This window comes from Streptomyces sp. NBC_01261, from assembly GCF_036226385.1.
Taxonomy (GTDB): domain Bacteria; phylum Actinomycetota; class Actinomycetes; order Streptomycetales; family Streptomycetaceae; genus Streptomyces.
Genome location: NZ_CP108463.1, coordinates 2,567,349 through 2,589,527, shown reverse-complemented (window position 1 = coordinate 2,589,527; position 22,179 = coordinate 2,567,349). Strand labels below are relative to the sequence as shown.

The following is a 22,179-nucleotide window of genomic DNA, read 5'->3' as shown; positions in this document are numbered from 1 at the left end:
CCACGACACGGCTGCTCAGCTGTAGGGGAAGGCGCCCGCGATCTCCGCGAGGCGGACCGGTCTGTGTTCGCGTCTGGACACTTCGCAGGCCTCGGCGATGCGCAGCGCCTGCAGGGCCTCGCGGCCGTCGCACGGGTTGGTGCGCTGGCCGACGACGACCTCCACGAAGGCGATCAGCTCGGCCTCGTAGGCGGGCCCGAAGCGCTCCAGGAAGCCGGTCCACGGCTTGGTCGCGGCCGGGGGGCCGGTCGGCTCGGTGGAAGCGATCGGCGTGCGGTCGTCCAGGCCGACGACGACTTGGTCCAGCTCCCCGGCGAGTTCCATGCGGACGTCGTAGCCCGCCCCGTTCAGGCGCGCGGCCGTCGTCGTGGCGAGCGTGCCGTCGTCCAGCGTGAGGACCGCCGCGGCCGTGTCGATGTCACGGGCCTCGCGGAACATCGCGGGACCGGCGTCCGAACCGGTCGCGTACACGTCGACGACCTCGTGCCCGGTCACCCAGCGCAGCATGTCGAAGTCGTGGATCAGGGTGTCGCGGTACAGCCCGCCGGAGATCGGCAGGTAGGCGGCCGGGGGAGGCGTCTGATCGGAGGTCATCGCCCGGACGGTGTGCAGTCGCCCGAGCCGCCCGGAGCGCACCGCCTCCCGGGCGCCCGTGTAGCCCGCGTCGAACCGGCGCTGGAACCCCATCTGCAGGACCGTTCCGGCTGTCTCGACCTCGGAGATCGCCTGCAACGAGCCCGGCAGGTCCAGGGCGATGGGCTTCTCGCAGAACACCGGGAGCCCGGACCGCGCCGCTCTCCCGATCAATTCGGCGTGCGCCGACGTCGCCGTAGTGATCACCACGGCGTCCACGCCCCACTTGAAGATCTCCTCCGTACTCGGTGCCGCCGTTTCCCCCAGCCGGTTCGCCAGCTCCTGGGCCCTTGCCGGGTCCACATCCGTGAGGATCAGCGAACCGACCTCGCGATGACGGCTGAGCGTCCTGGCATGGATGGTCCCGATGCGGCCCGTACCGATGACTCCGATGCGCATGTGAACAAACTGAGGGCCGACCAGCCACGCTGTCAATGCGTATGTCCGGACAATCGAACTACATCACTTCCCGTCAACCATTCACACAGCTACGCTCGGGCCCGTGCCGAAACCAGATGTGGACCCGACCGTGCCGCTTGAGCTCAGCGTGGACCGGAGCAGCCCGGTGCCGTTGTACTTCCAGCTGTCCCAACAGCTGGAGGCCGCGATCGAACACGGCTCGCTCACCCCCGGCAGCCTGCTGGGCAACGAGATCGAACTGGCGGCCCGGCTCGGCCTGTCCCGGCCCACCGTCCGCCAGGCCATCCAGTCACTGGTCGACAAGGGCCTCCTGGTGCGCCGACGGGGCGTGGGCACCCAGGTCGTGCACAGCCAGGTCAAACGCCCGCTGGAACTCAGCAGCCTCTTCGACGACCTGGAGGCGGCCGGGCAGCGCCCCGCCACGAAGGTCCTCGTCAACAGCATCGTCACGGCGTCGGCCGAGGTCGCGGCGGCACTCGGCGTGGCCGAGGACAGCGACGTGCACCGCATCGACCGGCTGCGCCTCGCGCACGGCGAGCCGATGGCCTACCTGTCCAACCACCTGCCGCTCGGCCTCCTCGACCTGGACACTCCGCAGCTGGAGGCCACCGGCCTGTACCGCATGATGCGTACCGCCGGGATCACCCTGCACAGCGCCCGCCAGTCCATCGGCGCCCGCGGCGCCACGGCGGAGGAGGCCGAACGCCTGGCCGAGCCCGAGGGTGCCCCCCTGCTCACCATGCAGCGCACCACGTTCGACGACACGGGCCGAGCGGTGGAGTTCGGCAGCCACACCTATCGGCCGACGCGCTATTCGTTCGAGTTCCAGCTCCTGGTACGTCCCTAGAGCGCACCATTCCGCCCGCGACGTTCGTCGTAATGTCCGGACAATAAGATGCGATCGGCGTCCACGACGGCGCCCCTTCAGGGGCGCGGGGCTGTGTCGATATGCGGCTCCGCCGCGGGGCGCGACCAGCCACGACGAACCCGCACAGGACAACGATCCGTATCCCCCTTCACGCCCCCGCACAGCACCGACCGTCACGGTGAGGCAGAATCGGGCCCGATGAGCACCTACGGCAACTTCAGCGCCCCTATAGGCTCCCGGCGTGCCCCCGCACTGAGGACGGTCGGCACCCGCGAGCGGAGGTCGCACCTCACGGCCCCCCGTGTGCCCACCGTCGGCATCGACATCGGCGGCACCAAGGTCATGGCGGGCGTCGTGGACGCCGACGGCAACATCCTGGAGAAGCTCCGCACGGAGACCCCGGACAAGTCCAAGAGCCCCAAGGTCGTCGAGGACACCATCGTCGAACTGGTCCTGGACCTGTCCGACCGGCACGACGTGCACGCGGTCGGCATCGGCGCGGCCGGCTGGGTCGACGCAGAGCGCAACCGCGTCCTGTTCGCCCCCCACCTGTCGTGGCGGAACGAGCCCCTCAGGGACCGCATCACAAGCAGGCTCTCCGTGCCGGTCCTGGTGGACAACGACGCGAACACCGCCGCCTGGGCCGAGTGGCGCTTCGGCGCGGGCCGCGGCGAGGACCACCTCGTCATGATCACGCTCGGCACCGGCATCGGCGGCGCGATCCTGGAGGACGGCCAGGTCAAGCGCGGCAAGTACGGCGTCGCCGGCGAGTTCGGCCATATGCAGGTCGTCCCCGGCGGCCACCGCTGCGCGTGCGGCAACCGCGGCTGCTGGGAGCAGTACAGCTCCGGCAACGCGCTGGTCAGGGAGGCCCGCGAGCTGGCCGCGGCCGACTCCCCGGTGGCGTACGGGATCATCGAGCACGTCAAGGGCAACATCGGCGACATCACCGGGCCGATGATCACCGAGCTGGCCCGCGAGGGCGACGCGATGTGCATCGAGCTGCTCCAGGACATCGGCCAGTGGCTCGGCGTCGGCATCGCCAACCTCGCCGCCGCCCTCGACCCGTCCTGCTTCGTGATCGGCGGCGGTGTCTCGGCCGCCGACGACCTGCTGATCGGCCCCGCGCGGGACGCGTTCAAGCGGCAGCTCACCGGCCGCGGCTACCGCCCCGAGGCCCGCATAGTGCGCGCCCAGCTCGGCCCCGAGGCCGGCATGGTCGGCGCCGCCGACCTCGCCCGGCTGGTCGCCCGCCGCTTCCGCCGCGCCAAGCGCCGCCGGGTCGAGCGGTACGAGCGCTACGAGCGGTTCGCGGAGTTCCGGCGCGGCAGCCAGGACACGGCATGACCGCATCGCTGCCCCGCCAGGCCATGCCCCGGGACGAACCGCCCCGACCGCCCGAGGACCCCCGCCACAAGGCCCGCCGCCGAGCGATCACCCTGCTCATCATCGTGCTGCTCATCGGCGTACCGGCCGTCTATCTGGCGATCTCGGCCAACCAGAGCCGCAACAGCGGCAAGGACAAAGAGGACAAGTACTCGGCGACCGGGCTCACCGTGGGCTGGCCCTCCAAGGTGCAGCGGCGCCTCTACCAGGTACCGGTCCCGCACCCGGCCGAAGAGGTCGCGTTCTACGAGACCAACAACTGGAAGACCAGCCGCCTCTACGTCCAGTTCCAGACCAGTGACGCCGGCCTGGACACCTTCCTCGCCGGCGTAGGCGTCGACCGGGACACGCTGAAGAAGAACGACATCACCATCAGCGCCCGCGACCAGAAGATCACCGGCTGGAAGTTCACCCGCCCCGGCCCCTGGTGGGGCGTCGTCAACAAACAGAAGGACCCGGCCCCCACCCAGGACATCGTGGTGAACCTGTCCGACCCCAAGCTCCCCATGGTCTACGTCGTCTCCCGCACGGTTCCCTAGCAGGTGGCCCCGGCCGGTCGCCGGGGCCGATTGTCAGACCCCGCCCGTAGAGTCGAAGACAGCTGACACGACTGACGGGCGGGAGGTGACAGGACGTATGACGGACACGGCATCGACGGAGCAGATCTCCGTACGGCTGGCCGCGGTCTTCCTGCCGTCGCCCGTCGTCCCGCGCGAGGGCCGCATCGCCTTCTGGGACCCCGACGGCGAGCGCGCACTCCCCGAAGCGGAACCGGGCGTGGAACAGACCGAGTTGACCGTGGTACGCCGACAGGGCGCCGCGGTCCGCCGCAGGTCCGCCTCCGCGCTGACCCTGCCGATCGAAGCGGCCCTGCCCCTGCTCGTGCGCGCCCGCCGTGACCCCGCCGCCCATCCCGCCACGGCCTGCTGGGGTGCCGCCGCCCTGCACGCGCTACGGCTCGCGGCGCGTGGCCGACTGCTTCCCGGCCTCACCGCCACCGGCCACGACGCGTGGCGCGCGGGGCCCCTGGAGCCGGAGGACATCGCGCACGTCCGCGCGGTGGCGGCGGCCCTTCCGTACGAGGGCCACGCGGTCCCGCTGCCCGGCCCGGGCCCGCTGCGGCTGCCCGAGCCCGAGGCGCTGATGCGGTCCTTCCTGGACGCGGTCGCGGACACCCTGCCCCGCACCCCGGCCGCCCCGTACACCTCCGGGATGCCCTTCGCGGCCCGCGCGCCCCAGCGGCTGCGCGACGCCCAGGACTGGGCGGCGGAGGTCGCCGCCGGCATGGACGCGGGCGTGCGGATCTCGCTCCGCCTGGATCTGTCGGCGTACGACCTGTTCGACGACGGCGGGCGGGTGCGCAGCGCGGGCGCGGCGATCGTCCAGGTGCACAGCCTCGCCGACCCGACCCTCGTGGTCGACGCGGCGGCCCTGTGGGCGGGCACGGCCGACACCGCCTTCGGCCCCCGCGCGCGCGTGGACGCCGCGCTGGCCGTACGGCGGGCCGCGCGCGTGTGGCCTCCGCTGGACCGTCTCTCCGAGTTGGACGTGCCGGACGTACTCGCCCTCTCCGAGGAGGAGTTGGGCGACCTGCTCGGCGTGGCGGCCACGCGGCTCGGGGCGGCCGGGGTCGCCGTCCACTGGCCCCGGGACCTGGCACAGGACCTGACGGTGTCCGCCGTGGTCCGGTCGGCGCCGGGCTCCGCGACCGACGGCACGGGCTTCTTCGAGAGCGAGGAACTCCTCCAGTTCCGCTGGCAGTTGGCGCTCGGCGGCGACCCGCTCACCGAGGCCGAGATGGACATGCTGGCCGAGGCCCACCGTCCGGTCGTACGCCTCCGGGACCAGTGGGTGCTGGTCGACCCGACCCTCGTCCGCAAGGCCCGTAAACGCGAACTGGGCCTGCTCGATCCGGTGGACGCGCTGTCCGTCGCGCTCACCGGCACGGCGGAGGTCGACGGCGAGCGGGTGGAGGCCGTCCCGGTGGGCGCGTTGGCGACCCTGCGCGACCGCCTCACGGCCGGCATCCGGCCCGCGGAGCCACCCCCGGGACTGGACGCGACCCTCCGGGACTACCAACTCCGGGGCCTGGCCTGGCTCGACCTCATGACCTCCCTCGGCCTGGGCGGCTGCCTGGCCGACGACATGGGCCTGGGCAAGACGATCACCCTCATCGCCCTGCACCTGCGGCGGGCCCACCACGCCCCCACCCTGGTGGTCTGCCCCGCCTCCCTCCTGGGCAACTGGCAGCGCGAGATCACCCGCTTCGCCCCCGGAGTCCCCGTCCGCCGCTTCCATGGCGCGGACCGCACCCTGGAGGACCTGACCGGCGGCTTCGTCCTCACGACGTACGGCACGATGCGCTCGGCGGCACCCACTCTCGCCCAACAGCAGTGGGGCATGGTCGTCGCGGACGAGGCCCAGCACGTCAAGAACCCGTACTCGGCGACCGCGAAGGCCCTGCGTACGATCCCGACCCCCGCGCGCGTGGCGCTGACCGGTACCCCCGTGGAGAACAACCTCTCCGAACTCTGGGCCCTGCTGGACTGGACGACCCCCGGACTCCTCGGCCCCCTGAAGTCCTTCCGGGCCCGGCACGCGCGTGCGGTGGAGAACGGCGAGGACGAGGAGGCGGTGGCCCGGCTCGCCCGCCTGGTCCGCCCGTTCCTGCTGCGCCGCAAGAAGTCCGACCCGGGCATCGTTCCCGAACTGCCGCCCAAGACGGAGACGGACCACCCGGTTCCCCTCACCCGCGAACAGGCCTCGCTGTACGAAGCGGTGGTACGGGAGTCGATGCTGGCCATCGAGACGACGGAGGGCATCGCCCGCCGGGGCCTCGTCCTGAAGCTCCTCACCTCCCTCAAACAGATCTGCGACCACCCGGCGCTGTACCTGAAGGAGGACCACACGGCAGCACAGGCCACCGGAGACCGCCTGACTGCCCGCTCGGGCAAACTCGCCCTGCTGGACGAGCTGTTGGACACGCTGCTGTCCGAGGACCGCTCCGCGATCGTCTTCACCCAGTACGTGGGCATGGCCCGCCTCATCACCGCCCACCTGTCGGCCCGCGCGATCCCGGTGGAGCTGCTCCACGGCGGCACACCGGTCCCGGAACGGGAGCGCATGGTGGACCGCTTCCAGGCGGGCGCGACCCCGGTCCTGATCCTCTCCCTGAAGGCAGCGGGCACCGGCCTGAACCTCACCCGCGCAGGCCACGTCGTCCACTTCGACCGCTGGTGGAACCCGGCCGTAGAGGAACAGGCCACCGACCGCGCCTACCGCATCGGCCAGACCCAGCCGGTCCAGGTCCACCGCCTCATCACCGAGGGCACGGTGGAGGACCGCATCGCCGAAATGCTCGAATCCAAGCGGGCGTTGGCAGACGCGATCCTCGGCTCCGGGGAGTCGTCACTGACCGAGCTGTCGGATCGGGACTTGTCGGACCTGGTGTCGTTGCGGAGGTCGGAGTGACGAGGGGTGCGGAGGCGGGGACGGTTCACGGGGCCGACGAGGTTCGCCGGGCCGGTGACGTGAGGGCGTTGGTCGAGCAAGTGGCGGAGGAGTCGCGGAACCAGGCGGATGAAACGGCCGGGGCGCGTCGCCGGGTGGTCGAGGTGACGGCGCCGGTGGAGGACGAGCAGGGGGTGGACGAAGCGGCGGCGGGAGGAACCGCAGGTGTGTTGCCGGGCCCGGCGGACGAGGTGTCCGAGGTGGGGCGGCATCTGGAGGTGGGTCGGTCGCTAGGCGCGGCGGGCGCAACGGCCGGGGCGCGTCGCCGGGTGGTCGAGGTGACGGTGTTGGTGGAGGACGAGGCCTCGGTGGCGCGAGCTGTGGAGGCGTCGGAGGGCCCGGCGGAAGGCGGGGTCGAGGCGCGTCGTCCCTCAGCGGCGGAGGCAGTGCAGGGGCTGGTGGAAGAAGCGGCCGAGACCCATGGACCCCCGACGGGGGAGGCGTCCCAGGACCCGGTGGACGAAACGCCGGAGGCGCAGTACTCCCCGCTGGAGGAGAGCCCGGCAGACGTGGTGCGGCGGGCGTTGCAGGCGGCGCGGGACCGTGGGAACCACGGGGTGGACGCGGAAGCCGCCGAGCAGCCGGGGCCTTCTCGCGCACCGGATGTGGACCGCGCCGCAGTTGACAGGGCCGCGGAGCCCCAGGCCCGGTCGCGGCCGGGTGACGCTGCACGGGCGGCGCTGCGCCGGGCCGTCGCCGAGCGGCGCGCCGTAGACGCCTCGGGGGACGACGCCCTCGGGCCCGGCGACAGCTCCGCCCGGGGCACGGCCGCGAGCGGTCCGGCAGGCAGCCCGGGAGAGGGAACAGCGGACCGGCCGCGAGACCCGATGCGCCCCCGAACGACCGTTCCGGACGGCGGAGTTGGAGAAGTCGGTCAAGCGGAGCAGTCCGAGGACGGGTCGGCCACGGTTCAGGAGCCGAACCCCGTCGCGGACGGAGGTTCGGTGCGCCCCGCCGACGCCGCGCGCGAGGCGTTGCGGGCGGCCCGTGGTGCTGCGCGGAAGGCTCGTGAGGATGTCGGGGCCGGGGGAGTGGAGCCGGTGTCCCGGCCGGTGTCTCGTGCGGGCGCCGGTTCCGAGGGGCGGCGTGCTGCGCGGAGCGGCGCTGGTGAGGCCGGGGCCCGTGAGCTGCGGGACTTTCTCGCCGGGGCCTTCCGGTTGCCGGCCGATGTGACGGAGTCGGCCGATGTGACGCCGGCTGCCGAGGCGGCCGTACCGGACAACGACCGGGCGACACCCGGGAGTTCACACTCCGAGGCGTTCACCCCGACGTCCGCCCGCACACCCGACCGGACCGAACCCCCGTCACCCACGGCCCGTCTCGACCCAACCTCCGCCCCCGTCCCCACCCCCGACTCCGACCTCACCCCCGCCACCCCCCGAACCCCCACCTCCATGGCCTCCCCCTCCCGCGACAGCGACCTCCGCCGAACCTTCCCCGCCTTCTCACCTCGCCCCTCGGACAGGGACACAGACGGAGACGGCGGCGGAGCCGCCAACTCCCGGTTCGCCGACACCTGGTGGGGCAACGCATGGGTCACCGCGTTGGAGGAAGGCGCCCTGGATCCCAAGCGGCTGCTGCGGGGGCGGAGTTACGCGGAGAAGGGGCACGTCGACGCGATCACCGTGACGCCGGGGCTCGTGCTCGGGTATGTGCGGGGCAGCCGCGCGCGGCCGTACCGCGTGCAGGTGCGGTTGCGGACGCTGGACGACGCCGACTGGGAGCGGTTCCTGGACGCCGCCGCGGACCGGCCGGGGCACATCGCCGCGCTGCTCGACAAGGAGATGCCCAAGTCCCTTGCGGAGTGCGGGGTTTCGTTGCTGCCGGGGCCCGGCGACCTCGCCCCGCAGTGCAGTTGCCCCGACTCCGGTCACCCCTGCAAGCATGCCGCCGCCCTCTGCTACCAGACCGCCCGCCTCCTCGACGCCGACCCCTTCGTCCTGCTCCTGCTCCGCGGCCGGGGCGAACGCCCCCTGCTCGACGCCCTGTCCCGCCGCAACGCGGCCCGTGCCGCCCGTGCCGCCCAGGAGCAGGAACCGGCACCCCTCCCCGGCGTAAGAGCCACGGACGTCCTCGCGGAGCAGGGGAAGCGCCGACTCCCCCCGCTCCCACCCCCGTTGCCCACGCCTCCGCACCCCGAGCAGCCTCCCGTGTACCCGGCGTCCCCCGGCGGCCCGGACCCCTTCGCGCTCGACCAGTTGGCGACCGACGCCGCCGCCCGCGCGCACGCGCTGCTCAGTACCGGCCGGGACCCCGTGGGGGGTCTGACGCTGTGGCAGGACGCGGTGCGGCTCGCCGCGGCCCGCCCTGGTTCGGGGCTGACCGTGACCACCCGTTCTCTCTACGCCTCCCTCGCCAAGGCCACCGGTCGCAGCACGGCCGAGCTGGCGCGCGCGGTCGCCGCCTGGCGGCAGGGCGGCATCGAAGGGCTCGCGGTGCTCGAAGAGCCCTGGGACCCGCCGGCCGGCCGCTTCGACCGGGCCCGCCCGCTCCTCCTCGCCGCCGACCTCCCGGCCTTCCGCCCCTGGCACAACCACCTCACCCACCCGCACGGCCACGTCCAACTCCGCCTGGGCCGCGACGGTTTGTGGTACGCCTACGAATCGGAACCGGGCCACGAGGACTGGTGGCCCAGAGGCACCCCCGACCTCGACCCGGTCGGCGCACTTACCGGTCTGGGCGCGCCCAGCGACCTCTGAACCGCCGAGCACCCCGGAGTGGCCTTCGACACAGCCCCACCGGGGTCACCGTTCGCACCGGTCCACAACTGCCCCGCTCCCGCCCCCGTCCCGTGAAGGCGATGTGAGGGTTCCCCACTGATGTGTGGGAGCCGAGTGCGGAGACCGGGGGCCCCACAGCCGGACCGTAAGAAACGGCGGTTACGTTGGAGCGGTGAGCGACATGAAGACCCCCGCCCTGCAGTACCGCTTCGACGGCCCCGAAGACGCGCCCGTTCTCATCCTGGGCCCGTCCCTCGGGACGACGTGGCACATGTTCGATCGCCAGGTGCCCGAACTGGCGAAGCAGTGGCGGGTCTTCCGGTACGACCTGCCGGGTCACGGCGGCTCGCCCGCGCACCCGACCGGCTCGGTCGCCGACCTGGCCGACCGGCTGCTGGCGACGCTCGACGCCCTCGGCGTGCAGCGCTTCGGCTACGCGGGCTGCGCGCTCGGCGGCGCGGTCGGTCTCGAACTGGTCCTGCGCCACCCGGAGCGCGTGGCCTCGCTGGCGTTGATCGCCGCCTCGCCCCGCTTCGGCACGGCGGACGAGTTCCGCCAGCGCGGCGTGATCGTGCGGACGAACGGGCTCGACCCCATCGCCCGTACCTCGCCCGAGCGCTGGTTCACCAGCGGGTTCGCCGCGTCGCAGCCCGCGATCACCGAGTGGGCCGTCCAGATGGTGCGCACCACCGACCCCGGCTGCTACATCGCCGCGTGCGAGTCGCTGGCCGCGTTCGACGTGCGGTCCGAACTCGCCCGGATCGGCGTGCCGACCCTCGTCCTCGTCGGCTCCGACGACCAGGTCACCGGCCCCGCCGAGGCCCGCACGCTGGTCGCCGGCATCCCGGACGCGCGCCTCGCGGTCGTACCCGGCGCCTCGCACCTGGTCCCGGTCGAGCAGCCCGCGGCCGTGACCGACCTCCTGGTCCGGCACTTCTCCACCGCCTGGCAGCCCGCCCACGAGCACTCCACCGGGCAGTTCGCCATCGCGGCGACCCCGGTCAAACCGGTCCTCGCCCCGCCGCCGCAGCTCGCGCCCATCGCCGAGATCGCGCCGCCGCCCCCCGCGCCGCCGCACGCCATGGGCCGTCCGGATCCCTACGACGCCGGGATCAAGGTCCGCCGCGAGGTGCTCGGCGACGCGCATGTCGACCGGGCGCTGGCGCAGGCCGACGAGTTCTCCGGGGACTTCCAGGACTTCATCACCCGCTACGCCTGGGGCGAGATCTGGGACCGGCCCGGCCTCGACCGGCGCTCGCGCAGCTGTGTCACCCTCACCGCGCTGGTCGCGGGCGGTCACCTGGACGAGCTGGCCTTCCACACCCGGGCGGCGCTGCGCAACGGCCTCACCCCGCCCGAGATCAAGGAAGTGCTCATGCAGGCCGCCGTGTACTGCGGGGTACCGGCGGCGAACAGCGCGTTCAAGGTCGCCCAGCAGGTCATCCGCGAGGAGACGACGCCCACCGAGTGACCTCACCCCGAGACGTCACCCCGAGACCTCACCCCGAGACCTCACCCCGCGACCCCACGGAGTGATCTTCAGACGGGCACCGAAAGCACCAGCCTCACCAGCCCGTCCGCCGTTCCGGCGCGGCAGGATGGACCCATGAAGCTGACGAAGAACTCGCACGCCTGCATCCGTCTGGAGAAGGACGGCCGGTCGCTCGTCATCGACCCGGGCTCCTTCACCGAGGAGGACGCCGCGGTCGGCGCGGACGCGATCCTGGTCACCCACGAGCACCTCGACCACTTCAACGAGGACCGGCTGCGGGCCGGCCTGGAGGCCAACCCGGCGGCCGAGATCTGGACGCTGAAGTCGGTCGCGGACCAGCTCTCCGCCGCCTTCCCGGGCCGCGTGCACACGGTCGGCCACGGCGACACCTTCACGGCGGCGGGCTTCGACGTCCAGGTGCACGGCGAACTGCACGCCGTGATCCACCCGGACATCCCGCGCATCACCAACGTCGGCTTCCTCGTCGACGGCGGCCGGGTCTTCCACCCCGGCGACGCCCTCACGGTCCCCGACCACACCGTCGAGACGCTGATGCTCCCGGTCATGGCCCCCTGGAGCAAGATCTCCGAGGTCATCGACTACGTCCGCGAGGTCAAGCCGCAGCGCGCCTACGACATCCACGACGCCCTGCTCACCGACCTCGCCCGCCCGATCTACGACATGCAGATCGGTGCGCTCGGCGGTGCGGAGCACCTGCGGCTGGCGCCCGGCGAGGCGGCGGACCTGTGAGTGTCGGACCCGCCCGGTAGGTTGTGGGGCATGCGCATCGCGACCTGGAACGTGAACTCGATCACCGCCCGTCTGCCGAGGCTCCTGGCCTGGCTGGAGAGCAGCGGCACCGACGTGTTGTGCCTCCAGGAGGCCAAGCTGGCCGAGGCGCAGTTCCCGTTCGACGCGCTGCGCGAGGCGGGCTACGAGGCGGCGGTCAACGCGACCGGTCGGTGGAACGGAGTGGCGGTGCTCTCCCGCGTAGGGCTCGACGACGTGGTCAAGGGCCTTCCCGGGGACCCCGGTTACGAGGGCGTCCAGGAGCCCCGCGCCGTCGCGGCGACCTGCGGCCCGGTCCGCGTCTGGTCGGTGTACGTGCCGAACGGCCGGGAGGTGGACCACCCCCACTACGCGTACAAGCTCCAGTGGTTCGAGGCCCTCAGGGCGGCCGTCGCCGACGACGCGCAGGGCAGCCGCCCCTTCGCGGTGCTCGGCGACTACAACGTGGCACCGACGGACGACGACGTCTTCGACGTGGCCGCCTTCGAGGGCCTCACCCACGTCACCCCCGCCGAGCGCGCCGCCCTGACCGCCCTGCGTGACGCGGGCCTGTCCGACGTGGTCCCGCGCCCCCTCAAGTACGACCACCCGTACACCTATTGGGACTACCGCCAGCTCGCCTTCCCGAAGAACCGCGGTATGCGCATCGACCTGGTCTACGGCAACGAACCGTTCGCGAAGGCCGTCACCGACTCCTACGTGGACCGCGAGGAGCGCAAGGGCAAGGGCGCCTCGGACCACGCGCCCGTGGTCGTCGACCTGGACGTCTGACCCGAGGCACCCGCCGAGGCACCGGCCCGCCGCTCAGTTCAGGGACGCGAACCAGCCACGACGGCTGTCGTCGCCGCCCGTTGGGAGCCCAGGTGGCGGGAGCCGCCGTAGTCCGGAGTGCCGAGGTCGACCAGCGGCGCCTCGACACCCCGGGCGCGGAACGAGGCCTGGCAGTGCTCGCTGTTGCCGTTCACGGCCTGCTCGTCGCCCTCGGCGTAGTACAGCCGCACCGGAGCCTGGGGCGTCCAGTCCGTGCACACCCCGTCGGTGACGCGCAGCGCGGCGGCCGGCCCGCCCGTCGGATGCGCGAGCAGCGCCCGCCCGTGTGCCGTGAGCAGTTCGTCCACGGTGTCCGGGGTCCGGGCCATGACCTCCTGGCCGGTGTGCGTGCCGTCCAACAGGCCCTCGATCGTGCGGCAGTACGGTGCCCGGAAGACCTCGCCGGGGTTGTCGTAGACGTGATGGAGCCGGTTGAAGGAGACGAGGGCCAGCGCGGTGTAGATGACGCCGTCCTTCGGGTCCGCGCGCCCGTCCAGCAAGGCGGGCAGCGCCACGTCCCGGAAGGCGTACGCGCCGCTGACCGGTGCCGGCGCCGCGGCCCGGAAGCGGGGATCGGCCCCCTCCTGGAGAGCACGCGCCGGTCCGAGCGCGGCCGAAGCCCCTTGCGAGAAGCCGGTGATGAACACGTCCCGCCCCAACTGCCGCCCGATCGTGGGCGCGTAGGAGTCCGCGGCCCGCAGCAGGTCCAGCGCGGTGGTCGTCTCGGAGGGCACGTCCATCCACTGCTGCCGACCGGGCCGAGGCCCAGACCCAGGTAGTCCGGGAGGACGACGGCGAAGCCCGCGGACGCGTAGGTCAGGGCGGGCGCCTGGCTCCACACCTCGGACGACACCGAGGCGACGTCTTCCTTGAAGAGTTCGGTGCCGTGCGTGAACGAGACGGTGCGCAACCGCCGTTCACCGTTGCGCGGGAACGCCAGGAGCCCGCTGGCGGTGGTGGGCCGGCCCTTCGGATCCACCGTGCGGTACACCACCCGGTAGGTGTCGACGCCGTAGCGGACGGCACCGGCGTCCCACGCGCCGTCCTCGTCGCCCCGCACCTCGGCGGCCACCTCCCGCGCGGACAGCGTCCGCAGGTGCACCACCGACACCAGTCGCCCCCGCGCCGTGTCGGGCGCTCCGTGCGCCGACGCGGTCCCAACGGCCCCCGCCCCCACGGCACCCGCGGACACCGAACCGCTCACCACCGGGGCGACGGTCACCGACCACAGCACCATCAACTTGCCTGTCCGCTTCATACGGCGACCGTACGAAGCGGACATCGCACCCACCATCCGGCCAATCCGCCCTCGGCAGAAGGGCTTTCCCCCTTTCGGACCGGGGGCTGACACGCCACCCGCGACGCCCTGTGGTGCGTACGGCGGTACGAATGACACGCTGGGAGTATGAACATCCCTTTCCTGGGCAACCGGGGCGAGAAGCGCGGTGTGCACGACCCCGAGGGCATCGCCGAACCGCTGTCCGAGTGCGAACTGCTCCGCTCCCACGCGGCCCGGGAGGGAGTCCAACTCGACGACTCCGTGGGCTCGTTGGAGGCGCTCGACCAACTGGTGCCCCGCTGGCGGGACGACGAGGAGACCATGTCCTGGCTCGGCAACGACGCCGGTCTGTATCTGGGGACGGTGATCGTGCGGACGGTGCCGGGCGCCGCCTGGGCGATCTGGCCGAACGGCCAGCCCGTCGTACGGCTCGACTCCGGGCGGGAGTTCGACGTCGTGGCCTCCGGACACGAGTGGGCCGCCAGCGGTGTACCCGAACTCTCGCAGCTGTACGCGGAGGTCGCGGAAGAGTAACGCCGGGCTTAAATACGGCTAATGCCCGAAAAGTGCGTGTCGTGCCTTAACTCCTCTCTTGTCTGGATAGTTTGCGGCGACCACGACACAGCTGAGAGTGAGTGGGGCTGGGCATGGCCGTCGATCCGTTGATCGAACTGCGTGACGTCAACAAGTACTACGGGGAGCTGCATGTCCTGCAGGACATCAACCTCACCGTCGGCAAGGGGGAGGTGGTCGTGGTCATCGGCCCGTCGGGGTCGGGAAAGTCGACGCTGTGCCGGGCGATCAACCGGCTGGAGACCATCGAGTCCGGGACGATCAAGCTCGACGGGCAGCCGCTGCCCGAGGAGGGCAAGGCCCTCGCGAAGCTGCGCGCCGAGGTCGGCATGGTCTTCCAGTCCTTCAACCTGTTCGCCCACAAGACGGTCCTGCAGAACGTCTCGCTGGCCCAGGTGAAGGTCCGCAAGCGCAAGCGCGAGGACGCCGACAGGCGGTCGTCGGAGCTCCTGGACCGCGTGGGACTCGCCTCCCAGGCGCCGAAGTTCCCCGCGCAGCTCTCCGGCGGCCAGCAGCAGCGCGTGGCCATCGCCCGCGCCCTCGCCATGGAACCCAAAGCGCTCCTCTTCGACGAGCCGACCTCGGCCCTCGACCCGGAGATGATCAACGAGGTCCTTGAGGTCATGCGCCAACTCGCCCACGAGGGCATGACGATGGTCGTCGTCACCCACGAGATGGGCTTCGCCCGCTCCGCCGCCAACCGCGTCGTGTTCATGGCCGACGGTCGCATCGTCGAGGACCGCACCCCCGAGGAGTTCTTCACCAACCCGCGCAGCGACCGGGCCAAGGACTTCCTGTCCAAGATCCTCAAGCACTGAGCGGGGGAGTGCGATCCATGTTCCGTACCACCCGTGCGTCCCTCGCCGTCGCCGTGCTCGCCGTGCTGTGCGCGAGCGCCTGCGGCAAGGAGGGCAGCCCGCCCGTCAAGGGCCCGGCCGCCGAGAAACTCCCCAACTACCAAGTGGCACAAGGCTTTCAGCTCCCCGACTCCAAGACCTGGAAGCGGGCGAAGAAGCGCGGCTACTTCAATGTCGGCGCCAAGGAGGACCAGCCCTACCTCGGTGAGAAGGACCCCGCGACGGGCACCTACTCCGGCTTCGACATCGAGATCGCCAAGATGATGTCGGCCTCCCTCGGCTTCGCCCCGAGGACGATCCACTTCCGCACGATCGCCTCCGCCAACCGCGAAACCGCCCTGCAGAACGGCCAGATCGACTACTACGTCGGCACCTACACCATCAACGACATGCGCAAGAAACTCGTCGGCTTCGCCGGCCCCTACTACCTGGCCGGCCAGTCGCTCCTCGTCCGCACCGACGAGCACGACATCCACGGCCCGCAGGACCTCGCCGGCAAACGCGTCTGCTCTGCGGCCGGCTCCACGCCGTACCAGCGCATCAAGGACGACTATCCGAAGGCCCAACTCGTCGCCTACGACACGTACTCGGTCTGTGTCGACAACCTGCTCACCTATCAGGTGGCCGCCGTCACCACCGACGACGCGATCCTCATCGGCTACGCGGCCAAGGTCCCCGACCAGCTCAAGGTCGTCGGCAAGCCCTTCTCGAAGGAGCCGTACGGCATCGGTGTCCCGCACGGCGACAACGCCCTGCGGTTCGCCCTCGACGACGCGTTGGAGGCCCGTGAGAAGAACGGTGACTGGAAGAAGGCGTACGAGGCGACGCTCGGCCTGTCCGGAGTGCCCGCGCCCACCCCGCCCACGATCGACCGCTACCCGGCGAGCTGAGGGAGGCAGACGTGAACGTACTGACCGACAACTTCTCGACCTTCGGCGACGGCTTCCTCGGCACCGTCGAACTGACCGTCTACGCCTCGGTGTTGGCGCTCTTCCTCGGCTTCCTCATGGCCTCCTTCCGGGTCGCCCCGGTCGGCTCGCTGCGGGTCTTCGGGACGGTGTGGGTGACCGTGCTGCGCAACACCCCGCTCACCCTGCTGTTCTTCGCGGTGCTGCTCGGCCTGCCGCGCTTCGGACTCGTGCTGCCCTTCAAGGTGTTCGCGGTCCTCGCGCTCGGCTGCTACACCTCGGCGTTCATCTGCGAGGCGCTGCGCTCCGGCATCAACACCGTGCCCAGGGGCCAGGGGGAGGCGGCCCGCAGCCTCGGCATGTCCTTCGGGCAGAGCCTCGGACTCGTCGTCCTGCCGCAGGCGTTCCGCTCGGTGATCCCGCCGGTCGGCTCCACCCTCATCGCCCTCGCCAAGAACTCGGCGATCGCCGGCGCGTTCAGCGTCACCGAACTCCTCGGCACCTACCGGACGTTGAGCGAACTCGGCTACAACATCGTCTGGACGTTCGTCTGGATCGCCGTCGGCTACCTGATCATCACCCTCGCCATCAGCGCGCTGTTCAACGTGCTGGAGAGGAAATGGGGAGTCGCCCGATGACCACCGCCAACGCCCTCTACGACGTCCCCGGCCCCAAGACCCGCAAACGGCACCGCCTTTACGGCATCGCCTCCACGGTCGTCATCCTCGCGCTGCTCGGCTGGATCCTCTATCTCCTGTTCGACACCGACCAGTTCACCTACACGAAGTGGATGCCCTTCGAGTACAAGGGAATTCAGGAACTGCTGCTGCGCGGCCTCGGCAACACGCTCAAGGCCTTCGGGCTCGCGGCCGTGCTGTCACTGGCACTTGGCACCCTGCTCGCGGTGGGACGACTCTCGGACCACCGGCCCGTGCGCTGGCTGTCCACGGTCGTCGTGGAGTTCTTCCGCGCCATGCCCGTCCTCGTGATGATCTTCTTCATCTTCGTGGCGCTCAAGGCGCAGCCGCTGCCCGCACTGGTCGCGGGCCTCACGCTCTACAACGGCTCGGTGCTCGCCGAGGTCTTCCGCTCCGGCGTCAACAGCGTCGAACGCGGCCAGCGGGAGGCCGCGTTCGCCCTCGGCATGCGCAAGGTCCACGTCATGTCGTACGTCCTTGTCCCGCAGGCCGTACGGGCCATGCTGCCCGCGATCATCAGCCAGTTGGTGGTCGCGCTGAAGGACACCTCGCTGGGCTATCTGATCACCTATGAGGAGTTTCTCCATGCCGGGAAGCTGATCGCGTCGAACCTCGACTACGATTTGCCGTTCATCCCCGTGGTGATGGTGATCTCGCCGATCTACATCGGGATGTGCATGCTGCTCTCCTGGTTCGCCGGTTGGGTGTCCCGCCGGGAGCAGCGCAGTCCCAAGACCGGGGCCACTGAGGTGGCCCCGGCCGAACCAGGGACGCTGCTGCCGCGGGTGCAGTAGTCGAGAGGGCACCTGCCCGTCCGGCAGCAGCCGGAGATCACTGCTCGCGCAGCGGGATCGACACGTACGACGGGTCGTTCGCGGGCGAGGAGAAGGTCAGCTGCGCGCCGGTCGGGTTGTGCTCGATGTAGAGCGGGTCGACCGTGTCGACGACCAGGGCGAGACGATGCCCTGCCGGGACGTCGTAGGCCGTGGAGAACAACTCCAGGTCCACACCGAACGGTTGGCCGGGCTGCTGCCCGTGCCAGGTGTACGGCGCGTTGCTGACCAGCTTGCCGAGGCCGAGCGGGCCCACGTCGTAGAGGTACGCGACGAGGGTGCCGCTCTCCTTGGTGTCCGTGACCGTGGTGTGCAACTTCACCGTCCCGCGCACCTGTTGGGCACTCGTGTACGTCCCCGACTGCCATACGGCGGCCCAGCGGCGCGGCAGCAGCGGGACCCACGCGACCGGGGGCACCTGAGCCACCTGGTCGAGGATGCTGGACAGGAAGACGACCCCGCCGTCGGCGCCCGAGTCGACGTTGGTGTGGATGGTGGTCGTGCCCGCGAGGTCGATCTTCTTCCGTGTCGCGCCGACCGACTTCCAGTCCGGATAGCCCTCGTAGCCGCCCGTGGAACGGGACTTGAGCTCGACCGGCTGCTCGCGGTCGACGCCGTTGTCCGCGCCCTTGAGGTAGTGGTCGAACCAGCGCTCGGTGTCCGTCCACACATCGTTGGGCAGCCCGAACAGTCCGGTCAGCTCGGCGGTGGCATGGTCGCCGGGCCGGAGTTCGAGCCGCTTGGGCCCGCTCAACTTCCCGTAGAAGTCGGCGATTTGATTGGGCGGGAAGATCGTGTCGCCCCAGGCGTTCGCGAGCATGATCGCCGCGCCGTTCTTGTTGATCCGGTCGAGGTAGGTGGCGGGCGATCGCTCCTTGCCCCAGTCGATCAACTCCTGCTCCTTGGACAGGTCGGCGGCGAAGAAGTCCTTGAAGACCTGGCTGGTCTCCGCGCTCGGCCGGCCGGTGACGAGGCCGACGCCGTCCAGCAGGGCGGTCGCCTGGGAGTGCTCGGTACGGCCCGAGTAGATCGAGCCGATCAGGTCGGCCCAACCGCTCAGCGAGGCAACTGCCCTGATCCGCTTGTCATGTGCGGCCGCGAGCAGGCTGATACCGGCGCCGTACGACACGCCCGCCATCCCGATGTGCCCCGCGTCGGAGGGGGTGTTGGCGAGCGCCCAGTCGATCACCTTGGACGCGTCGGCCACGTCGGCCGGGCCGCCGACCTCTATCCCGCCGCCGGACTGCCAGAAGCCGCGGACGTTGTAACTCACCACGACATAGCCGGAGTTCGCGAGCTTCTGGGCCTGGGCCAGGTACTGGACCTGCGGGAATCCCCAGCTCGTGGGCAGCACGAGGAGGGGGTAGTCGCGCGAGCCGTCGGCGTCCGCCGGCGTGACGACGTTCGCCGCGAGCTTCGTACCGCCGTCGCCGGCGATGTCGACGAAGCGGACGCCGTTCGTGGCGGCCTGGGCCACAGGGGTGAGCCCGAGGACGCCTCCGGCGATCAGGGTCGCGGAAACGGCGCCCACGGCCGTCGTACGCAGGGCCTTGCGGCGGTTTCGCACGGGTCACTCCTCACACGTGTCAATGCAAAGTGACCCGACGGTAACCGCAGCCCCCTACCTGAGGTAACCCGTCAGTAAGTTACGTGCCAGTAAAGATTGTTGACGTGTGTGCGACCTCAGGAGGCGCGATGCGTGCTCCGAGGAGCCGGTGCAGGTAGCGGCGTCTCCGCCGCCCGCGTCACATCCGCGACCAGCTCCACCACATCGGGGCCGTACGCCTGCGAGTTGACCACCTTCAGCAGCAGGACGAAGGTGTTGCCGCCGTGTTTGCGGGCCAACTTCTCGTGGTTGCGGGCGAGATAGCGGGTCGCCGCCTGGTTGGTGATCGCGCGCTGGCCGCAGAAGAGGAACACCGGCCGCGCGCCGCCCAGTTGACCTGCGGTGAGCCGGGCGAGAAGAACGAACTCGCCCTTGCCGGGCTCAAGTCGGTAGCGCTCACTGCCTATCTGGAAAGCACCCCGGTCCGGTCCCGGCTCGGGGTCGACGTTGACGCGGATGCCGGGCAGCAGGGACGCCAGGTGCGCGGCCATCCGGCGGTTGGAGGCCGGGCCGCCCACGCAGAACTCCGTGCGTTCGCCGAAGCCCTGCTGGGTCGCGTCGTGCGCGACGACCTGGGCGTGTGCGTTGCAGTCCTTGATCAGGGCCGCGAGTTCGAGGAGCGCGAACACGTCGTGCCGCATGACCGTGAGTTCGGGGCCGCCCGCCTCGCGGTTCACCACGAGCAGCGACTCGGAGTTGTCGGGCAGCCCGAAGAACGCCTGCTTGCGCCGGAGTTTGCGCTTCCACAGATAGGTGCGGGCGAGCCAGCCGAGCGCGGCGCTGATGCCGGCGGCGGCCACGCCCAGAACGATGTTGCGCAGGTCGTCATTCATGGGCGCGCATGTTAGCGGTCCGATGTGGCTGGTACGTACCGGTGTTCGACGTGTGACGTTCGTGTGGCGGCGGCCGGAAGCGGTCTGTCCGGGCCCGTGCCAGGTGGATACGCTGCGCGGACGGTTCTGGACTGGAGGTACGGATGCGTCGCCCTGTGGCACGGAAACTGTCGGTCCTGGCGGTATCGGCCGCCGTCGTGTCGGTCGGGGCAGCGGCCCCACCGGCGGCAACGAGCAGCACACCGACGAAGGTTCCGGTCGCGGTCGGCTACGGCGGCGCGGTCGCGAGCGTCGACGCGGACGCCACCGCGGCCGGTATCGAGGTCCTGAAGAAGGGCGGCAACGCGGTCGACGCGGCCGTCGCCACCGCCGCCGCGCTCGGCGTCACCGAGCCCTACTCCTCGGGCATCGGGGGAGGCGGCTACTTCGTCTACTACGACGCCAAGTCCCGTACGGTGCACACCATCGACGGCCGCGAGACCGCGCCGCTGACCGCCGACTCCAACCTCTTCGTGGAGAACGGCAAGGCCCTCGCCTTCAACGACGCCGTCAGCAGCGGCCTCAGCGTCGGCACCCCGGGCACGGCCGCCACCTGGCAGACGGCCCTCGACCGGTGGGGCAACGAGAAGCTCGGCACGGTGCTCAAGCCCGCCGAGCGGATCGCGAGCGACGGCTTCACGGTCGACGACACCTTCCGCAGCCAGACCGCGTCCAACGAGACCCGCTTCCGCTACTTCCCGGACACCGCCAAGCTGTTCCTGCCGGGCGGCGCGCTGCCCGTCGTCGGCTCCTCGTTCAAGAACCCCGAACTCGCCAAGACGTACAAGGAGTTGGGCAAGAAGGGGATCGGTACGATCTACCGCGGCGATCTCGGCAAGGACATCCTCGCCACGGTCAACACCCCCAAGGTGGACGCGAGTTCGGGCTGGAACGCCCGCCCCGGCAAGCTGTCCGCCAAGGACCTCGCCGTGTACCGCGCCAAGCTCCAGGCGCCCACGAAGACCTCGTACCGCGGACTCGGTGTCTACTCCATCGCGCCCTCCTCCTCCGGCGGCACGACCGTCGGCGAGGCCCTCAACATCCTTGAGAAGACGGACCTTTCGAAGGCCAGTGAGGTCCAGTACCTGCACCACTACATCGAGGCCAGCCGGATCGCGTTCGCGGACCGGGGGCGCTGGGTCGGCGACCCCGCCTTCGAGGACGTACCGACGACGGAACTCCTCTCGCAGAAGTTCGCCGACTCGCGCGCCTGCCTCATCAAGGACGACGCGGTCCTCACCAGCCCGCTGGCGCCCGCCGACCCGCGCCACCCGACACCCTGCACCGCCAAGGGAACGGCCGCGCCGACGACGTACGAGGGCGAGAACACCACGCATCTCACCGTCGCCGACAAGTGGGGCGACGTCGTCTCCTACACGCTCACCATCGAGCAGACCGGCGGCAGCGCGATGACCGTGCCCGGCCGGGGATTCCTGCTCAACAACGAGCTGACCGACTTCTCCTTCACCCCGGCCAACCCGGCCGTCCACGACCCGAACCTGCCCGGTCCGGGCAAGCGCCCGCGCTCGTCGATCTCGCCGACGATCGTCCTCGACAAGCACGACAAGCCTGTCGTGGCGCTCGGTTCACCCGGTGGCGCGACCATCATCACGACCGTGCTGCAGACCCTCACCGAGTTCCTCGACCGGGGCCTGCCCCTCGTCGACGCGATCGCCGCACCGCGCGCCAGTCAGCGCAACGCGGCCAACACCGAACTCGAACCGGCGCTCTACAACAGCGACTTGAAGAAGCGGCTGGAGGTCATCGGGCACTCCTTCACCCTGAATCCGGAGATCGGCGCGGCGACGGGTGTGCAACGGCTGCCGGGTGGGAAGTGGCTGGCGGCGGCGGAGACGGTGCGGCGGGGTGGCGGGTCCGCGCAGGTGGTGGATCCAGCTCCGTAGTTCGCGGTCTGTGGGGACGGG

At 71.0% G+C, this 22,179-nt stretch carries 18 protein-coding genes; 14 read left to right on the top strand and 4 right to left on the bottom strand.

The window, feature by feature from the left end; translation table 11 throughout:
• Nucleotides 1-15: 15 nt before the first annotated feature.
• Nucleotides 16-1,032 carry a Gfo/Idh/MocA family protein gene (locus OG226_RS11265; protein ID WP_328676907.1) on the bottom strand — a complete coding sequence of 339 codons (1,017 nt, stop codon included), beginning with the start codon at nt 1,030-1,032 and terminating at the stop codon, nt 16-18.
• A gap of 130 nt (nt 1,033-1,162) precedes the next feature.
• Between OG226_RS11265 and OG226_RS11260 the strand changes: the two genes are divergently transcribed.
• From OG226_RS11260 to OG226_RS11225, 8 genes are all read left to right on the top strand, one after another.
• Nucleotides 1,163-1,900 (top strand): GntR family transcriptional regulator, encoded by a 738-nt coding sequence (locus OG226_RS11260; protein WP_328686285.1) that lies wholly within the window; start codon nt 1,163-1,165, stop codon nt 1,898-1,900.
• Nucleotides 1,901-2,119: 219 nt separating this feature from the next.
• Nucleotides 2,120-3,268 (top strand): ROK family glucokinase, encoded by a 1,149-nt coding sequence (locus tag OG226_RS11255; RefSeq protein WP_266774003.1) that lies wholly within the window; start codon nt 2,120-2,122, stop codon nt 3,266-3,268.
• Nucleotides 3,265-3,846, top strand: a complete 582-nt coding sequence (locus OG226_RS11250; RefSeq protein ID WP_328676895.1) for a sugar kinase — start codon at nt 3,265-3,267, stop codon at nt 3,844-3,846. The genes OG226_RS11255 and OG226_RS11250 overlap by 4 nt, the downstream gene beginning before the upstream one ends.
• Before the next feature lie 97 nt (nt 3,847-3,943).
• Nucleotides 3,944-6,778 (top strand): DEAD/DEAH box helicase, encoded by a 2,835-nt coding sequence (locus OG226_RS11245; protein ID WP_329348763.1) that lies wholly within the window; start codon nt 3,944-3,946, stop codon nt 6,776-6,778.
• A 527-nt stretch (nt 6,779-7,305) separates the two neighbouring features.
• Complete coding sequence (locus OG226_RS11240) at nt 7,306-9,516, top strand: SWIM zinc finger family protein (RefSeq protein ID WP_443066990.1); 2,211 nt, start codon at nt 7,306-7,308, stop codon at nt 9,514-9,516.
• A 202-nt stretch (nt 9,517-9,718) separates the two neighbouring features.
• Nucleotides 9,719-11,008: a bifunctional 3-oxoadipate enol-lactonase/4-carboxymuconolactone decarboxylase PcaDC gene (gene pcaDC, locus OG226_RS11235; protein WP_443044921.1), complete on the top strand. Its 1,290-nt coding sequence runs from the start codon at nt 9,719-9,721 to the stop codon at nt 11,006-11,008.
• Between the two features lie 135 nt (nt 11,009-11,143).
• Complete coding sequence (locus OG226_RS11230; RefSeq protein ID WP_328676888.1) at nt 11,144-11,779, top strand: MBL fold metallo-hydrolase; 636 nt, start codon at nt 11,144-11,146, stop codon at nt 11,777-11,779.
• 30 nt (nt 11,780-11,809) lie between these two features.
• The gene (locus OG226_RS11225; protein WP_328676886.1) at nt 11,810-12,589 is read left to right on the top strand and encodes an exodeoxyribonuclease III; all 780 of its coding nucleotides are present in this window, start codon (nt 11,810-11,812) and stop codon (nt 12,587-12,589) included.
• 38 nt (nt 12,590-12,627) lie between these two features.
• Here the strand turns inward: OG226_RS11225 and OG226_RS11220 are convergent, their stop codons facing one another.
• Nucleotides 12,628-13,368, bottom strand: a complete 741-nt coding sequence (locus OG226_RS11220) for a hypothetical protein (protein WP_329348762.1) — start codon at nt 13,366-13,368, stop codon at nt 12,628-12,630.
• A 665-nt stretch (nt 13,369-14,033) separates the two neighbouring features.
• On the opposite strand from OG226_RS11220, the gene OG226_RS11215 reads away from it, so the two are divergent.
• The 5 genes from OG226_RS11215 to OG226_RS11195 all read left to right on the top strand — a co-directional run bounded on the left by OG226_RS11215 (nt 14,034) and on the right by OG226_RS11195 (nt 17,737).
• The gene (locus tag OG226_RS11215) at nt 14,034-14,441 is read left to right on the top strand and encodes a DUF6278 family protein (RefSeq protein ID WP_328676882.1); all 408 of its coding nucleotides are present in this window, start codon (nt 14,034-14,036) and stop codon (nt 14,439-14,441) included.
• A gap of 113 nt (nt 14,442-14,554) precedes the next feature.
• Nucleotides 14,555-15,298, top strand: a complete 744-nt coding sequence (locus tag OG226_RS11210; RefSeq protein WP_328676879.1) for an amino acid ABC transporter ATP-binding protein — start codon at nt 14,555-14,557, stop codon at nt 15,296-15,298.
• A 17-nt stretch (nt 15,299-15,315) separates the two neighbouring features.
• Nucleotides 15,316-16,227, top strand: coding sequence for a glutamate ABC transporter substrate-binding protein (locus tag OG226_RS11205; RefSeq protein ID WP_329348761.1), 912 nt, complete (start codon nt 15,316-15,318; stop codon nt 16,225-16,227).
• A gap of 11 nt (nt 16,228-16,238) precedes the next feature.
• Nucleotides 16,239-16,883, top strand: coding sequence for an amino acid ABC transporter permease (locus OG226_RS11200; protein ID WP_328676874.1), 645 nt, complete (start codon nt 16,239-16,241; stop codon nt 16,881-16,883).
• Nucleotides 16,880-17,737, top strand: a complete 858-nt coding sequence (locus OG226_RS11195; RefSeq protein WP_328676872.1) for an amino acid ABC transporter permease — start codon at nt 16,880-16,882, stop codon at nt 17,735-17,737. The genes OG226_RS11200 and OG226_RS11195 overlap by 4 nt, the downstream gene beginning before the upstream one ends.
• Nucleotides 17,738-17,774: 37 nt before the next feature.
• Here OG226_RS11195 and OG226_RS11190 read toward each other — a convergent pair whose 3' ends face one another.
• Entirely contained in the window at nt 17,775-19,343 is a 1,569-nt protein-coding gene (locus tag OG226_RS11190) for a CocE/NonD family hydrolase (protein ID WP_328676871.1), read from the bottom strand.
• Nucleotides 19,344-19,459: 116 nt separating this feature from the next.
• Nucleotides 19,460-20,215, bottom strand: a complete 756-nt coding sequence (locus tag OG226_RS11185; RefSeq protein WP_328676869.1) for a hypothetical protein — start codon at nt 20,213-20,215, stop codon at nt 19,460-19,462.
• A gap of 143 nt (nt 20,216-20,358) precedes the next feature.
• Between OG226_RS11185 and ggt the strand changes: the two genes are divergently transcribed.
• Nucleotides 20,359-22,158 carry a gamma-glutamyltransferase gene (gene ggt / locus OG226_RS11180; protein WP_328676867.1) on the top strand — a complete coding sequence of 600 codons (1,800 nt, stop codon included), beginning with the start codon at nt 20,359-20,361 and terminating at the stop codon, nt 22,156-22,158.
• The last annotated feature ends 21 nt before the right edge of the window (nt 22,159-22,179 follow it).

Bases quoted from the DNA above. Each gene is read 5' to 3' on its own strand.
- OG226_RS11220 (WP_329348762.1), bottom strand. From the start codon at position 13,368: ATGGACGTGCCCTCCGAGACGACCACCGCGCTGGACCTGCTGCGGGCC.
- OG226_RS11215 (WP_328676882.1), top strand. From the start codon at position 14,034: ATGAACATCCCTTTCCTGGGCAACCGGGGCGAGAAGCGCGGTGTGCAC.
- OG226_RS11225 (WP_328676886.1), top strand. From the start codon at position 11,810: ATGCGCATCGCGACCTGGAACGTGAACTCGATCACCGCCCGTCTGCCG.
- ggt (WP_328676867.1), top strand. From the start codon at position 20,359: ATGCGTCGCCCTGTGGCACGGAAACTGTCGGTCCTGGCGGTATCGGCC.
- OG226_RS11245 (WP_329348763.1), top strand. From the start codon at position 3,944: ATGACGGACACGGCATCGACGGAGCAGATCTCCGTACGGCTGGCCGCG.
- OG226_RS11250 (WP_328676895.1), top strand. From the start codon at position 3,265: ATGACCGCATCGCTGCCCCGCCAGGCCATGCCCCGGGACGAACCGCCC.
- OG226_RS11185 (WP_328676869.1), bottom strand. From the start codon at position 20,215: ATGAATGACGACCTGCGCAACATCGTTCTGGGCGTGGCCGCCGCCGGC.
- OG226_RS11265 (WP_328676907.1), bottom strand. From the start codon at position 1,032: ATGCGCATCGGAGTCATCGGTACGGGCCGCATCGGGACCATCCATGCC.
- pcaDC (WP_443044921.1), top strand. From the start codon at position 9,719: ATGAAGACCCCCGCCCTGCAGTACCGCTTCGACGGCCCCGAAGACGCG.
- OG226_RS11210 (WP_328676879.1), top strand. From the start codon at position 14,555: ATGGCCGTCGATCCGTTGATCGAACTGCGTGACGTCAACAAGTACTAC.
- OG226_RS11255 (WP_266774003.1), top strand. From the start codon at position 2,120: ATGAGCACCTACGGCAACTTCAGCGCCCCTATAGGCTCCCGGCGTGCC.
- OG226_RS11230 (WP_328676888.1), top strand. From the start codon at position 11,144: ATGAAGCTGACGAAGAACTCGCACGCCTGCATCCGTCTGGAGAAGGAC.
- OG226_RS11195 (WP_328676872.1), top strand. From the start codon at position 16,880: ATGACCACCGCCAACGCCCTCTACGACGTCCCCGGCCCCAAGACCCGC.
- OG226_RS11205 (WP_329348761.1), top strand. From the start codon at position 15,316: ATGTTCCGTACCACCCGTGCGTCCCTCGCCGTCGCCGTGCTCGCCGTG.